Below are 14,448 nucleotides of genomic sequence, written 5' to 3'. Positions count from 1 at the left end.
TTAAATGTTGGCGACTTTCTGCCAGACCTTGGGTTTGAAGAACAGCGTCTCACCCTTCGCCAATCCAACCAGGCTGTCGTGATCCTTCACCACTTCCGCTTCAATCAACTCGCTCTGGCCTTCGACCTTCAGCGTCACCCGCGTGGTGGCGCCCAGCGGGCGAATATCCCGCACTTCAGCGGCGTGATGGTCTTCCAGTTCATGCCGCGACAGCGACACTTCGTGTGGACGGAACAGTACGTGCCGGTCTTCGCCCAAATGGAGACGGTTCGAATCGCCGAGGAAGTGATAGACGAAATCGCTGGCCGGATTTTCGTAGACGTCGCCCGGTGAACCGATCTGCTCGATCACCCCCTTGTTCATCACCACGATCCGGTCGGCAACTTCCATCGCCTCTTCCTGGTCGTGGGTCACGAATACCGAAGTCAGGTTGATGTCTTCGTGCAGCCGCGCGAGCCAGCGACGCAGTTCTTTACGGACCTTGGCATCGAGTGCACCAAAAGGCTCGTCGAGCAGCAGCACTTTCGGCTCCACCGCCAAGGCGCGGGCCAACGCGATGCGCTGACGCTGGCCGCCGGAGAGTTGTTCCGGGTAGCGATCGGCCAACCAGTCCAGTTGCACCATGTTCAGCAGTTCGTGGACTTTCACCGCGATCTGGCTTTCGTTCGGGCGCTGGTTTTTCGGCTTCATGCGCAGGCCGAACGCAACGTTGTCGAACACCGTCATGTGGCGGAACAGGGCGTAGTGCTGGAACACGAAACCGACGTTGCGATCACGCACGTCGTGGCCGGAAACGTCTTCGCCGTGGAACACGATGTTGCCCTGATCCGGGGTTTCCAGGCCGGCGATGATCCTCAGCAGCGTGGTTTTACCGCAACCCGAGGGACCGAGCAGCGCCACCAGCTCGCCGCTTTGAATGTCTAGGCTGATGTTGTCCAGCGCCTTGAACGCGTGGAAGTTCTTGCTGACGTTACGCACTTCGATCGACATGACTTATTCCTCCGCGGCGCTGGCGCGCAGGCGGTTAATACGGTTTTCGCTCCACTGCTTGAGCAGCAGGATGAAGAGCGCCAGGATCAGCAACAGGCTCGCCACGGCGAACGCGGCCACGTGGTTGTATTCGTTGTAGAGGATCTCGACGTGCAGCGGCAAGGTGTTGGTCACCCCGCGAATGTGCCCGGAAACCACCGACACCGCACCGAACTCACCCATCGCCCGCGCCGTGCAGAGCACCACGCCGTAGATCAGGCCCCATTTGATATTGGGCACAGTGACGTGCCAGAACATCTGCCAGCCATTGGCGCCGAGCAGGCGCGCGGCCTCTTCTTCCTGGGTGCCTTGTTCCTGCATCAGCGGGATCAGCTCACGGGCCACGAACGGCACGGTGACGAAAATCGTCGCCAGCACAATGCCCGGCAAGGCGAAGACGATCTGGATGTCGTGATCCTGCAACCACGGGCCGAACAAGCCTTGGGCGCCGAACATCAACACGTAGACCAGACCTGCGATCACCGGCGACACCGAGAACGGCAAGTCGATCAGGGTCACCAGCATGCTCTTGCCGCGGAACGAGTATTTGCTCACGCACCATGCGGCGCTGACACCGAACACCAGGTTCAGCGGCACCGAAATCAGCACTGCAATCACCGTGAGTTTCAGGGCCGACAACGCGTCCGGTTCAAAGATCGCGGTGAAGAACGCCCCCAGGCCCAGCTTCAGGCCTTGGGACACCACGATGAACAGCGGCAACAACAGAAACAGCGCAAAAATCAGCCAGCCGAGGCCGATGAGGATTCGCCGCGAAGCGGCACTGCCACGGCGGGCGGCGTTCGAGGAGGCCGCTGCAATAGACGATTGGGACATTTTTCGCGCCTCCTTATGGGGTTTCGATGCGCCGCTGCAACAAGTTGATCAGCAGCAACAGGACAAAGGAAACCACCAGCATCAGTACACCAATGGAGGTGGCGCCGGTGTAATCGTACTGGTCGAGTTTGACCATGATCAGCAGCGGCAGGATCTCGGTTTTCATCGGCATGTTGCCGGCGATGAAAATCACCGAACCGTACTCGCCGACCCCGCGGGCAAAGGCCAAGGCGAAACCGGTCAGCCAGGCTGGGAGCAGCGCCGGCACCAGAATATGGCGGAAAACCTGCAACGGTTTTGCCCCCAGGCACGCCGCCGCCTCTTCCACTTCACGGGGGATATCGGCCAGTACAGGCTGTACCGTACGTACTACGAATGGAAGTGTTACAAAAGTCAGCGCCAGGGTGATGCCGAGGGGGGTATACGCGATCTTGAAACCCAGGTCCGCCGCGAACTGACCCACCAGGCCGGTGGGGGTGTACAGCGCGGTCAACGCGATACCGGCCACGGCAGTGGGCAATGCGAAGGGCAGATCGATCATCGCATCGATGACTTTGCGCCCCGGGAAGGTGTAGCGCACCAGCACCCAGGCCAGCAGCGTGCCGATCACGCCGTTGATGATCGCGGCGTACAACGCGGTGCCGAAGCTCAGCTTCAACGCGGCCAGCACCCGAGGTGCCGAGATGATTGCCCAGAACTGGTCCCAGGTCAGTTGAGCGGCATGCACGAACATCGCCGCCAGTGGAATGAGCACAATCAGGCTGAGGTACACCAAGGTGTAGCCCAGCGTCAGCCCGAAGCCGGGTATGACGGGGGAGATACGACGCGACATAAAAGTCCTTGGTTGAGAACGCGCTAAGCCCCGACGATGAAATCGGGGCCCGTTGGCTGATCTATTTCAGGTTACTGCGCCTGGTAGATCTGGTCGAACACGCCACCGTCATTGAAGAATTTCGGTTGCGCGGTTTTCCAGCCGCCGAAGTCCTTGTCGATGGAAACCAGCTCCAGGGTCGGGAACTGCTTGGCGTACTTGGCAGCTACGTCCTTGTCACGTGGACGATAGAAGTTTTTCGCCGCGATTTCCTGGCCGGCCGGGCTGTACAGGTGCTTGAGGTACGCTTCGGCGATCTCGGTGTTGCCCTTTTTCTCGGCGTTCTTGTCGACCACAGCCACCGGTGGTTCGGCAAGGATCGACAGCGAAGGCACAACGATGTCGAACTTGTCGGAGCCGCCGTCTTCTTTCAAGGCCAGGAAGGCTTCGTTTTCCCAGGCCAGCAACACGTCGCCCTGACCGTTGTTGACGAAAGTGATGGTCGAACCGCGAGCGCCGGTATCCAGCACAGGCACGTGTTTGAACAGGGTCTGCACATACTCTTTGGCCTTGGCTTCGTTACCGCCATTGGCTTTCAGGCCATAGGCCCAGGCCGCGAGGAAGTTCCAGCGTGCACCGCCGGAGGTTTTCGGGTTCGGGGTGATGACTTCCACGCCGTTTTTGGTCAGGTCGCCCCAGTCCTTGATGCCTTTCGGGTTGCCCTTGCGCACCAGGAACACGATGGTCGAGGTGTAAGGCGTGCTCGCTTGCGGCAGACGCTTCTGCCAGTCAGCCGGCAGGCTCTTGCCGAGCTTGGCGATTTCGTCGATGTCACCGGCCAGGGCCAGGGTCACCACGTCGGCCCGCAGACCGTCGATCACCGCCCGGCCCTGCTTGCCTGAGCCACCGTGGGACTGCTGGATCTTCACGTTGTCGCCAGCGTGGTCTTTCTTCCAGAAGTTGATGAACTCGGCGTTGTAGTCCTGATACAGCTCGCGTGTCGGGTCGTACGACACGTTGAGCAATTCGTAATCCTTGGCAACCGCGGAACCAGCAAAAAGGGCACTGGCCAGGGCGGCCAAAGCAAAATGGCGAATCGACGACATGGTGAAAGCTCCTGGAATTCTTGGTGTGGTGGCTTTTTCTTATGGTCTGGAACGGGTTGCCTGCGATCTTTTAGCTCGGTTTATTAGCCGGATGCTGCAAACGGAATTTCTCTTTGCGTTCGATCTGTACCACCTGGGCGTTGTGCACGGTGATTTCCACCGCGCCAAAGCGCAGATCGCGCAAGGCGCTCTGGATTTCACGCAAAATAGTGGCTTCGTCCTGCCCGTCAACACTGCGTAGGGATGCGCTCATGGTGCTGCTCCTTTAATGAGATATGCCTGGCAGTGGCGGGCACTGCGTACGGCGTGAGAGCAATAGTAGATAGGCGCAGATATTCTTAAAAATACTATTTAAGAATGTTTATATAACCTTAAGGCATTATCTGACGGAGCAAGGGGTTGCTGAGTGTTAGTGACTTTAAGATCAAAGGATCGCAGCCTTCGGCAGCTCCTACGGGTGTACGTCGATCCCCTGTAGGAGCTGCCGAAGGCTGCGATCTTTGCGCTTTCAGGAAATTACTGGCGCCTTGGCCCAATCCAATGAAACCGCCGACATTGGCCGCCCAAACCAGTACCCCTGCCCCAGATCGCAATCGTGCCCGAGCAGGAAAGCCGCCTGCTCGACTTGCTCGATCCCCTCGGCATGCACCTGCATTCCCATGCTTTGCGCCAGCGCAATGATCACCCGAGCGATTGCCGCGTCATCCTCATCACCCGGCAAGCCTGCGACGAACCCCTGATCGATCTTGAGTTTTTGCACCGGTAAACGCTTGAGTCGCAGCAACGACGAATACCCCGTGCCGAAGTCATCGATGGCCAGCCGCACGCCTAACTCACGCAAGCGATGCATCTGCTCCAGCGCCACTTCCGGATCCTCCATCACCGCGCTTTCGGTGACTTCCAGCTCCAGATACACCGGATCCAGTCCGGTTTCGTGCAGCACCTGAGCCACCTGCTGATACAGCTCGCGGCGGGCGAACAGGCGCGAAGAAACGTTCACCGCGACAAACGACAACTCCACGCCCGCCGCTTGCCACTGACACATCTGCCGACAGGCCTGGCGCATGACCCAGGCATCGATCTCGGCAATCAACCCGGTGCGCTCGGCAATGGGGATGAATTCAGCCGGTGACACCAACCCGCGTTGCGGATGCTCCCAGCGCACCAGTGCCTCGACGCCAATCAGGCGACTGCTTTTGAGGTCATGCACGGGCTGGTAGTAAACCCGCAACTCTTGCTGCTCCAGCGCTCGGCGCAATTCGAATGCAATCTCGACGCGTTGCTGGGCATGCGCAGTCAGCTCTTCGGTGTAGAGGGCATAGCTGTCGCGACCGGCGCTCTTGGCCTTGAACAATGCCGAGTCGGCATTGCGCAACAGTTGCTCGGCGCTCAAGGCATCGCTGGGGAACAGGCTGATGCCGACACTGGCGTTGATGAACAACGAATGCCCGTCGATCTGAAACGGCTCCTTGAGGCCATCGATGACCCGCTGAGCCAGTGCCGCGGCGTGCCCCGGTTGCGGGCAATTTTCAGCCAATAGGGCAAATTCGTCGCCACTGAGCCGCGCCAGGGTGATGCCCGGGCCGAACAAGGTGTTCAGACGCTCAGCTACGCCCTTGAGCAATTGATCACCGACACTGTGACCGAGGCTGTCGTTGATCAATTTGAAGTGATCCAGGTCGATCATCAGCAACGCACAACCGCGCTTATGTGCCTGCGCCGAGGCCACTGCCTGCCCGGCACGGTCGGTAAACAGCAGGCGATTGGGCAGATCGGTCAGCGGGTCGTGGTGGGCCAGGTGCGTCAGTTCATGCTCGGAGTTCTTGATCGCGCTGATGTCGGAAAACACCGCAACGTACTGGCTGAGCCGCCCCTGATCGTCATGAACCAGGCGGATCGTCTGCCATTGCGGGTAAATCTCACCGCTTTTGCGACGGTTCCAGATTTCCCCGCTCCACTCGCCGAGGCTGTCGAGTGTCGCGAACATCGCCTGGTAGAAACCCGGCGGGTGATGGCCCGACTTGAACATGCTCGGTCGCTGACCCAGCACTTCCTCACACTGGTAGCCGGTGATTTCCATGAACGCCCGGTTAACATGGACGATCAGCCCTTTGCTATTGGTGACCAGTACCCCTTCGCGGGTGCAATCGAACACCGCAGCCGCCTGTCGCAAACGCTCCCGGTCGGCATTACGTTCCCGCAATTTGGCGCCGACGCCCAGGCAGCGAAACAAACGTGCGCGCGCGATGAAAATCAGCCCGGCACTGAAGGCCACCCAGGCATAACCGTTGATCAGTTGCCAGCGCAGCAGGTCGGTGGAGTTATCGAAGAAACTGTTCAATAAATAGCCACTAAACTGCAGCCAGACTACAGAAAGCACCAGATAGAGCAGCGCTGCACGCAAGGCATCGCGATATGTGGCTGACATTCGAGCGTCCATGTCCCTACAAAACAGGGTGGAATTATAGATTAAAGAAACATCCGGCCACTCTTATCTGAAAGGGCGACTGGTTTTATCTGTGGGCTAAGTGATAATGCGACGGCTGTCTTTTTCTTTATCGAGGGTCCTATAGGCTATGTGGTACGAAGGTTTTCTTGGCTTATCGCCCTGGTCACTGGTGGCAGTCACCCTGCTGATGACCCACGTCACGATCGTCGGAGTCACGGTCTATCTGCATCGCTATTCAGCCCATCGCTCGCTTGAGCTCAATGCCGGCCTGAAACATTTCTTCCGCTTCTGGCTGTGGTTGACCACGGCGCAGAACACCCGCGAGTGGACCGCTATCCACCGCAAGCATCACGCCAAATGCGAAACCGTCGATGACCCGCACAGCCCGGTCATCAAGGGCTTGTCCACCGTTCTGCGCAAAGGCGCCGAGCTGTACCGCGCCGAAGCGGAAAACCCCGAGACCCTGCGCATCTACGGCAAGAACTGCCCCGAAGACTGGATCGAGCGCAACCTCTACAGCCGCTTCCCGCTGCTAGGCGTGGCGATCATGGGCGTCATCGACCTGCTGCTGTTCGGCACCATCGGCATCACCATCTGGGCCATCCAGATGATGTGGATCCCGGTCTGGGCTGCCGGCGTGGTCAATGGCCTGGGCCATGCCATCGGCTACCGCAACTTCGAATGCCGTGATGCGGCGACCAATCTGGTGCCCTGGGGCATCCTGATCGGCGGCGAAGAACTGCATAACAACCATCACACCTACCCTAACTCGGCCAAACTGTCGGTGAAGAAGTGGGAATTCGACCTCGGCTGGGCCTGGATCCAGGTCTTCAGCTTCCTGCGCCTGGCCAAGGTCCAGCGGGTTGCGCCGATCGCCCACCGTGTCGAAGGCAAAGGCAACCTGGACATGGACACCGCCATGGCGATCCTCAACAACCGCTTCCAGATCATGGCCCAGTACCGCAAGCTGGTGATCGCGCCGCTGGTCAAGCAAGAGCTGGAAAAGGTCGATCACTCGGTCCGTCACCAGTTCCACCGGGCCAAACGCCTGCTCTCGCGGGAAACCAGCCTGCTGGACGACAAGCACCACATGCGCATCCAGACCATGCTCGAGCACAGCCAGGCGCTGAAGGTAATTTACGAGAAACGCCTGGCCCTGCAGCAGATCTGGGTCAAGACCAGCTCAAATGGTCACGACATGCTGGCCGCCATCAAGGATTGGGTACACGAGGCCGAAGCCAGCGGGATTCAATCCCTGCGCGACTTCGCCGACCAACTGAAAACCTACTCCCTGCGCCCCGCTACTGCCTGACCCCTGAATCAGGGGCGCACCTGTGGCGAGGGAGCTTGCTCCCGCTCGGCTGCGCAGCAGCCGCAATACCTGACGACGCGTTTTAACTGAAAAAACGCGTCGCCAATACCGCCCGGCGGGAGCAAGCTCCCTCGCCACGAAAGGCGGGAACTTCGCCCCAAATCTCCTATCTCAAAGACACTTCGCCACCCCGGCGGGCTTTGTGTTGGCCGCTGTCGAAATAGCGGCACGCCCTTTGAGACTTGTGCCGATGGTCAATAAAAACCTACAAGACACATCCCTTCCACAGTGGCCCGAGGCCGCGCAAACGTTGATGGCGCTGATGCATGCGCAGGGCGAAGTGGCGCGCCTGAGCGAACGCGAACAGCTGTTCAGCTCGCTGCTGGTCAGCGTCAACGCCGTGCTTTGGGCATTCAACTGGGAAACCCGTCAGGTGCTCTACGTCAGCCCGGCCTATGACCGAATCTTCGGCCGCCCCGCCGGCCTGTTGCTGTCCGACTACAACCACTGGCGCGACAGCGTTTATCCCGACGATCTGGACTACGCCGAGCGCAGCCTGGCGCAAGTGCTGGTCAACGGCGCCGTTGAAGACCGCGAGTACCGCATCATCGCCGCCGACGGCCAAGTGCGCTGGCTCAGCGACAAGTGCTTCATCAACCGCCAGGCCGAACCGGGCCAGCCAGTGATCATCGTCGGCATTGCCGAAGACATCACCGAAAAGAAGCAGATGGAAACCGAGCTCCACCGCCTGGCCACCACCGACGTACTGACCCAAAGCAGCAACCGCCGACACTTCTTCGAATGTGCCAATCACGAATTCGAGCAGGCACGCCAGCAAGGCAAGCCGCTGGCCTTCCTGCTGCTGGACATCGATGACTTTAAAGTGATCAACGACACCTACGGCCATCCGGAAGGCGACAAAGTGCTGCAACGCATCGCTGAGAGCGGTCGCGCGGCCCTGCGGCGTGGTGATCTGTTCGGGCGGATCGGCGGTGAGGAATTCGCCGCGGTGTTCCCCGGATGTGCACCAGACATGGCCATGCAAGTGGCCGAGCGCCTGCAACGGGAGATTCAACGGTTGAGTTTCAGCCATGACGACCAGACGTTCGGCATCACCGTCAGCCAGGGCCTGACCAGCCTCACGCCCGAGGATGAAAACCTCGACAGCCTGTTCGCCCGCGCCGATGCGGCGATGTACCAGGCCAAGCGCCAGGGCAAGAACCGGATAATCTCCAGCTGAGAACTGTCTGGCGCTGATGCCACCTGTGGCGAGGGGGCTTGTCGGATCGCCGCACCGCCCCGTTCGGTTGCGCAGCAGCCGTGAAACCAGAGAGCGCGGTATTCCTGACAGAGCGAGGTTGCAGAATTCAGGACTGCTTCGCAGCCCAACGGGGCGGTGCGGCGATCCGACAAGCCCCCTCGCCACAGAGCCTCGCTCCTACAAGATTGGCGTCTGGCTTATTTTTTGCGCAAACGCATCAGCTCCGGCAATCCGATCTTGAGCAACCGCGCCGTGCGGCTCTTGGACAACGCCTCGATCCCCTCATGCTCGGTCAGGCGCGCCAGTTGCGCGGCCATGTTCATCACCAGCGCTTCGCGGGAGTAAACCCCGCCACCGAGCTGATAAACCGCCGCAATCAGCTCTCGCAGCTCCAGCGGCAGCCGCCAGCGGGTGCGCAGCGCCGAACCGTAGGCCGCGCCGAATTCGGCCAGGGCATCGCCGACTTCCTCCCATTCATCCAGCTCACCACCGGCCTGCTTCCATTCCTGCAAACAGCGCAGCAACGCCAGGTCGCCGAGGCGATGCAGCATGCCCGCGCAATAACAGCGCTCCTGATCCAGATCCAGCAAGCGCGCCAGCGTTCGCGCGTATTCAGCGGTGTGCAGGGACAATTCCCAATAGCGCTCGGCATAGTCCGCCAGTTGCGGATCACTGAGCCGGGCACTGCGTTTGAGGGCAAGGCCCAGAATCAGGTTCATGCTTTGCCCGGTCCCCAAGCGATGCAACGCCTGGGACAGGGTTTGCACGGCGGCGCCATGATGCTGGGCCGCGCTGTTGGCGGCGGCGATCAGCACGGCGGTGACTTGCGGATCCGTGCGGATCTCGTCTTCAAGCCGCACCAGATCGAGGCCATCGGGATTGAGGCTACGTTTGATCGCCACCTGCACATCGGTCATCAGCGGCGCACCGTCCGCCAGTTCACGCCGTCGTTCCAGATACACCGACAAAGTCATGCCCGGCGCCAATGACGGCACCTCGCAAGACACCTCTTCACCGGCGTTCAACAGCAAATCCTGCAGACGCTGGGTCAGGTTTTCCATGTCCAGGGGTTTGGTCAGGTACGCCGTGGGCGCCAGAGGCAAGGCTTCACGCACGCTGGCGCTGTCGTTGCGGCTGCTCATCAGAATGAACGGCAACGGTGGATTACGTTTGCGCTGACGAACGCTGCGCAACACATTCAGGCCATCGACGCCGGGCAACTCCCAGTCGACGATCACCAGGTCATAAGGATTTTCCGCCAACAGCTGCAGGGTTTCCTGGCCATCGGCACACAGGTCCAGCTGCGCGTCGCAGCGCACATTCAACAACACTTGCTTGAGCAGGTCACGGGACCAAGGGTCCGCCTCGGCAATCAGCACTCGCGGTACAGCGGGTAACACCACAGCAGTCATCTGCACACTCCAACGGCAATGCTTGCACCTTAGTCAATGCTGGCCATTCGATACAGCCCAATTGCCCCTGATGTGTTTCAAGGGGCATAAAAAAACCCGCCGAAGCGGGTTTTTTGTCGATCAGTTCACAAACGGATCAGAGCTCGGCGAAGCACTCTTCGATGATCGCCAGGCCTTTGTCCAGTTGCTCGTCCGACGCGGTCAGCGGTACCAGCACGCGCAGAACGTTGCCGTAGGTGCCGCACGACAGCAGAATCAGACCCTTGTCGCGAGCCTTGGCCACAACGGCTGCTACAGCAGTCGGATTCGGCTTGTGGCTGTCGCCGTTTTCGAACAGCTCGACGGCGATCATTGCGCCCAAGGCGCGGACTTCGCCGATCACCGGGTACTTGGCCTGGATAGCTTTCAGGCCAGTCACCAGACGCTCGCCAACCGCTTTGCAACGGTCCAGCAGGTGCTCTTCTTCAAACACTTCCATTACGGCCAGGGCCGCGGCGCAAGCGATCGGGCTACCGGCGTAAGTGCCGCCCAGGCCGCCCGGAGCGATGGCGTCCATGTATTCAGCCTTGCCGCACACACCGGCCAGCGGGAAGCCGCCAGCGATGGATTTGGCGAAGGTGGTCAGGTCGGCGGCAACGCCCATCTGTTCCATGGCGAAGAAAGTGCCGGTACGGCCAGCGCCGGTCTGCACTTCGTCGGCGATCAACAGAATGCCGTGCTGGTCGCACAGGGCGCGCAGACGCTTCATGAACTCTTTAGGCGCGACGTAGAAACCGCCTTCGCCCTGCACCGGCTCGATGATGATGGCAGCGATGTCACGCGGCTCGGCGTCGTTCTTGAAGATGCGTTCGATGCTGGCGATCGAATCGTCGATGCTCACACCGTGCAGCTCGTTCGGGTACAGCGCGCGGAAGATGCCGCCTGGCATCAGACCCATGCCGGCCGAGTAAGGCACGACTTTACCGGTCAGGCCCAGGGTCATCATGGTGCGACCGTGGTAAGCGCCGGTGAACGCGATCACGCCGGCACGGCCAGTGGCGGCGCGGGCGATCTTGATGGAGTTTTCCACGGCTTCGGAGCCGGTGGTCACCAGCAGGGTTTTCTTGGCGAAATCACCCGGCACCTTGGCGTTGATTTTTTCGCACACTTCCACGTACGGCTCGTAGGCCAGAACCTGGAAGCAGGTGTGGGTCAGCTTGTTCAGTTGCTCGGTAACGGCGGCGATGATTTTCGGGTGCACGTGACCGGTGTTCAGCACGGCGATACCGCCGGCGAAGTCGATGAACTCACGACCTTCAACGTCGGTCACGGTGGCGTTCTTCGCGGAATCGGCGAAGATCGGGTGAATCTGGCCAACACCACGCGGTACAGCAGCGGTGCGGCGGGCCATCAAATCAGCGTTAGTCTTGCTCATACATTCCTCATTCGCCGCTCATCGGTCGGCGTGGTTCAAGGATTAAGCGGCGGGGAAGCAACTACGGCAGCATGCGATGATCGACTGCCACAGCGTTCCCGGCCACAGAGAAAATTCCGTTTGAAGCGCGCAAAGGGACAGCGCTCTCGTGCCCTTTGCGCTTGAAGCAATGGACTCAGATACCCAGGCAGAGGTATTTGATTTCCAGGTAATCTTCGATGCCGTACTTGGAGCCTTCACGGCCCAGGCCCGACGCCTTGATGCCGCCGAACGGCGCGACTTCGTTGGAGATCAACCCGGTGTTGACGCCGACCATGCCGTATTCCAGGGCTTCAGCCACACGGAACACACGGCCCAGGTCACGCGCATAGAAGTACGAGGCCAGGCCGAACTCGGTGTCGTTGGACATCGCGATCACGTCGGCTTCGTCTTTGAAGCGGAACAGTGGCGCCAATGGACCGAAGGTTTCTTCCTTGGCCACGGCAGCGTTGTTCGGCACGTTGGTCAGAATGGTCGGCTCGAAGAAGTTGCCTTGCATGCTCTTGCCGCCCGCCAGCACGGTAGCGCCTTTGCCGACGGCGTCAGCAATGTGCTCTTGAACCTTGGCCACGGCTTTCTCGTCGATCAGCGGGCCAGTGGTGGTGCCGTCTTCCAGACCGTTGCCGATCTTGAGTTTGGCCACGGCCACTTTCAGCTTCTCGGCGAACGCGTCGTACACCGAATCCTGAATGTACAGACGGTTGGCGCAGACGCAGGTCTGGCCGTTGTTGCGGTACTTGGAAATGATCGCGCCTTCGACGGCCTTATCCAGGTCCGCGTCGTCGAACACGATGAACGGCGCGTTGCCGCCCAGTTCCAGCGAGACTTTCTTGATGTCCTTGGCGCACTCGGTCATCAGCTGACGACCGATTTCGGTCGAGCCGGTGAACGACAGTTTGCGCACGATCGGGTTGCCGGTCAGCTCGCTGCCAATGTCGCCAGCGCTGCCGGTCACCACACTGAACACGCCGTTCGGAATACCGGCACGCTGAGCCAGTTCAGCCAGGGCGAAAGCAGAAAACGGAGTTTGCGAAGCAGGCTTGAGCACCATGGTGCAACCGGCGGCCAGGGCCGGGCCGGCTTTACGGGTGATCATCGCGGCCGGGAAGTTCCACGGAGTAATCGCAGCGGTCACGCCGATCGGCTGCTTGATCACGATCAGGCGCTTGTCTGGCTGGTGACCCGGAATCACGTCACCGTAGACGCGCTTGGCCTCTTCAGCGAACCACTCGATAAAGGAAGCGGCGTAAACGATTTCGCCCTTAGCTTCGGCCAATGGCTTGCCTTGTTCCAGGGTCATCAGACGAGCCAGGTCGTCCTGGTTCTCGATGATCAGCTCGAACCAGCGACGCAGCTTGTTCGCGCGCTCCTTGGCGGTCAGTGCACGCCAGGCCGGCAGCGCTTTATCAGCGGCTTCGATTGCACGGCGGGTTTCGGCAGCGCCCATTTTCGGCACAGTGCCCAGAATTTCGCCCGTTGCCGGGTTGTTGACCTTGATCGTCTGACCGTTGTCCGCATCGACCCAAGCTCCATCGATAAAGGCTTGCTGGCGGAACAACTGGGTGTCTTTAAGCTGCATGTCGGCTTTCCTTAACAGCACCGCGGCCAGCGCGGAGCGAATTATGATTGTAGAAAGGCGCCTTATAGGCTGCCGTCAGGGAAATCATTCACCGGGCTGAAGCACATAAATAGCGCACTGATCGAACTCGTGCGGTTCAGCACCCAGACAAGAGCGTTTGAAATCTCAAACGAATCCTAGGATCAAAGGGGGTAAAGGACAATAGGCTGTTCGAAAAAAAGAACGAAAACGCCGCATTTGCCTATTTTTTCTGATCAACGTAGCAAACGCAGGTTACGCTTTGGAAAAACGCAGGCGATTCAGCGGCATGGACGCCCGCAGCGCATATGAGTATCATGGCGCCCGCATTGCACCAGTAGCTCAGCTGGATAGAGTACTGCCCTCCGAAGGCAGGGGTCGTGGGTTCGAATCCCGCCTGGTGCACCATATGTAGAAACGAGAAAGCCTCAGATCTTAGGGTCTGGGGCTTTTTTGTGGGCCAGCACTTTTAGTATTCGGGTCAGTGATCAGTGCTGGCTGATTCAAACAAGCGCCCAATGTCTCTAGCGGCATGCAGGACACGCTCAATCTGAACATCGCCCTCGAAAAGACTATAAAAGATCAAATATCGGCCGTGGGAAATCATTCGCAGCCCTCTGGCACAGTCATCTCGGGAAATACCTTGATTAGGCTGATCCAGCAGCCGAGCACAACACACTCGTAACTCACCAACAAAAGTCCGAGCTCGACCCGGGTTGTCACGGGCAATGTAGCGGGCGATTTGCTGCAGATCCTCTCGTGCCAGTGCGGAGAAAAGCAGTTGTCTCATGGGCGCTTCTGCTCTGCTTCGACCTCATCAATGAGCGCATCAAGCTCGGCAAAAACTGTATCGGCAGCAATGGCCGGACGTGGGTCATTGCGGCTGGTCGCAATAGCTACACGTATTTCTGCGGCTCGTAATCTATCCAGCAGTTGCTGATAAGCGGCGTGCGGCAAAAGGTAGGCAGCAGGACGATTGTGGTTGAGAACGGCAACTGGCTCTGAGCCTGCTTGCTCAATCACGGTACTCGGGCTGCGTTTCAGTTCGGTAATACTGACCGACCGACTCGCGAGTAATTGCTCCATGACGGCTCCAAAGGTACAAAAAATAGTACCTTATAGTGCTCGATTAGCTGAGTAACGGTCAACGTGCAACTGACCGGGGCCATCTGCCCCACAAAAAA

Annotated in this window: 13 protein-coding genes and 1 tRNA gene; 3 read left to right on the top strand and 11 right to left on the bottom strand. The window is 59.5% G+C overall.

Features of this window, described 5'->3' with window-relative positions; genetic code table 11:
* From ACEN9A_RS00365 to dibA, 6 genes are all read right to left on the bottom strand, one after another.
* The gene (locus tag ACEN9A_RS00365) at positions 1 to 990 is read right to left on the bottom strand and encodes a sulfate/molybdate ABC transporter ATP-binding protein (protein ID WP_007899637.1); all 990 of its coding nucleotides are present in this window, start codon (positions 988 to 990) and stop codon (positions 1 to 3) included.
* Between the two features lie 3 nt (positions 991 to 993).
* Positions 994 to 1,863, bottom strand: a complete 870-nt coding sequence (cysW, locus tag ACEN9A_RS00360; protein ID WP_007941037.1) for a sulfate ABC transporter permease subunit CysW — start codon at positions 1,861 to 1,863, stop codon at positions 994 to 996.
* Positions 1,864 to 1,876: 13 nt separating this feature from the next.
* A complete protein-coding gene (gene cysT / locus ACEN9A_RS00355) occupies positions 1,877 to 2,695 on the bottom strand; it encodes a sulfate ABC transporter permease subunit CysT (protein ID WP_258671906.1) in 819 nt (272 codons plus the stop codon).
* Between the two features lie 71 nt (positions 2,696 to 2,766).
* Positions 2,767 to 3,780, bottom strand: coding sequence for a sulfate ABC transporter substrate-binding protein (locus tag ACEN9A_RS00350; RefSeq protein ID WP_258671903.1), 1,014 nt, complete (start codon positions 3,778 to 3,780; stop codon positions 2,767 to 2,769).
* A gap of 70 nt (positions 3,781 to 3,850) precedes the next feature.
* Entirely contained in the window at positions 3,851 to 4,033 is a 183-nt protein-coding gene (gene oscA, locus ACEN9A_RS00345; RefSeq protein WP_019651544.1) for a sulfur starvation response protein OscA, read from the bottom strand.
* A 255-nt stretch (positions 4,034 to 4,288) separates the two neighbouring features.
* Complete coding sequence (gene dibA / locus ACEN9A_RS00340) at positions 4,289 to 6,208, bottom strand: phosphodiesterase DibA (protein ID WP_258671901.1); 1,920 nt, start codon at positions 6,206 to 6,208, stop codon at positions 4,289 to 4,291.
* 148 nt (positions 6,209 to 6,356) lie between these two features.
* On the opposite strand from dibA, the gene desA reads away from it, so the two are divergent.
* Positions 6,357 to 7,541, top strand: a complete 1,185-nt coding sequence (gene desA / locus ACEN9A_RS00335; protein WP_019651546.1) for a delta-9 fatty acid desaturase DesA — start codon at positions 6,357 to 6,359, stop codon at positions 7,539 to 7,541.
* 250 nt (positions 7,542 to 7,791) lie between these two features.
* Complete coding sequence (locus ACEN9A_RS00330; RefSeq protein ID WP_019651547.1) at positions 7,792 to 8,781, top strand: GGDEF domain-containing protein; 990 nt, start codon at positions 7,792 to 7,794, stop codon at positions 8,779 to 8,781.
* A 218-nt stretch (positions 8,782 to 8,999) separates the two neighbouring features.
* On the opposite strand, the gene ACEN9A_RS00325 is transcribed toward ACEN9A_RS00330, so the two are convergent.
* The 3 genes from ACEN9A_RS00325 to gabD form a co-directional block, all read right to left on the bottom strand.
* Positions 9,000 to 10,214: a response regulator gene (locus tag ACEN9A_RS00325; RefSeq protein WP_019651548.1), complete on the bottom strand. Its 1,215-nt coding sequence runs from the start codon at positions 10,212 to 10,214 to the stop codon at positions 9,000 to 9,002.
* 136 nt (positions 10,215 to 10,350) lie between these two features.
* Positions 10,351 to 11,628 (bottom strand): 4-aminobutyrate--2-oxoglutarate transaminase, encoded by a 1,278-nt coding sequence (gabT, locus tag ACEN9A_RS00320; protein ID WP_258671898.1) that lies wholly within the window; start codon positions 11,626 to 11,628, stop codon positions 10,351 to 10,353.
* Positions 11,629 to 11,803: 175 nt separating this feature from the next.
* The gene (gene gabD / locus ACEN9A_RS00315; protein WP_019581696.1) at positions 11,804 to 13,246 is read right to left on the bottom strand and encodes an NADP-dependent succinate-semialdehyde dehydrogenase; all 1,443 of its coding nucleotides are present in this window, start codon (positions 13,244 to 13,246) and stop codon (positions 11,804 to 11,806) included.
* A gap of 349 nt (positions 13,247 to 13,595) precedes the next feature.
* Here gabD and ACEN9A_RS00310 point away from each other — a divergent pair.
* Positions 13,596 to 13,672: transfer RNA gene (locus ACEN9A_RS00310), tRNA-Arg, on the top strand.
* 73 nt (positions 13,673 to 13,745) lie between these two features.
* Here ACEN9A_RS00310 and ACEN9A_RS00305 read toward each other — a convergent pair.
* Positions 13,746 to 14,054, bottom strand: a complete 309-nt coding sequence (locus ACEN9A_RS00305) for a type II toxin-antitoxin system RelE/ParE family toxin (RefSeq protein ID WP_258671897.1) — start codon at positions 14,052 to 14,054, stop codon at positions 13,746 to 13,748.
* The gene (locus ACEN9A_RS00300) at positions 14,051 to 14,350 is read right to left on the bottom strand and encodes a type II toxin-antitoxin system prevent-host-death family antitoxin (RefSeq protein WP_258671895.1); all 300 of its coding nucleotides are present in this window, start codon (positions 14,348 to 14,350) and stop codon (positions 14,051 to 14,053) included. The genes ACEN9A_RS00305 and ACEN9A_RS00300 overlap by 4 nt, the downstream gene beginning before the upstream one ends.
* Positions 14,351 to 14,448 lie beyond the last annotated feature (98 nt).

Source organism: Pseudomonas sp. Pseusp18 (assembly GCF_059506005.1).
The sequence above is the reverse complement of the archived record's forward strand: the minus strand, read 5'-3'. Positions and strand labels throughout refer to the sequence as shown.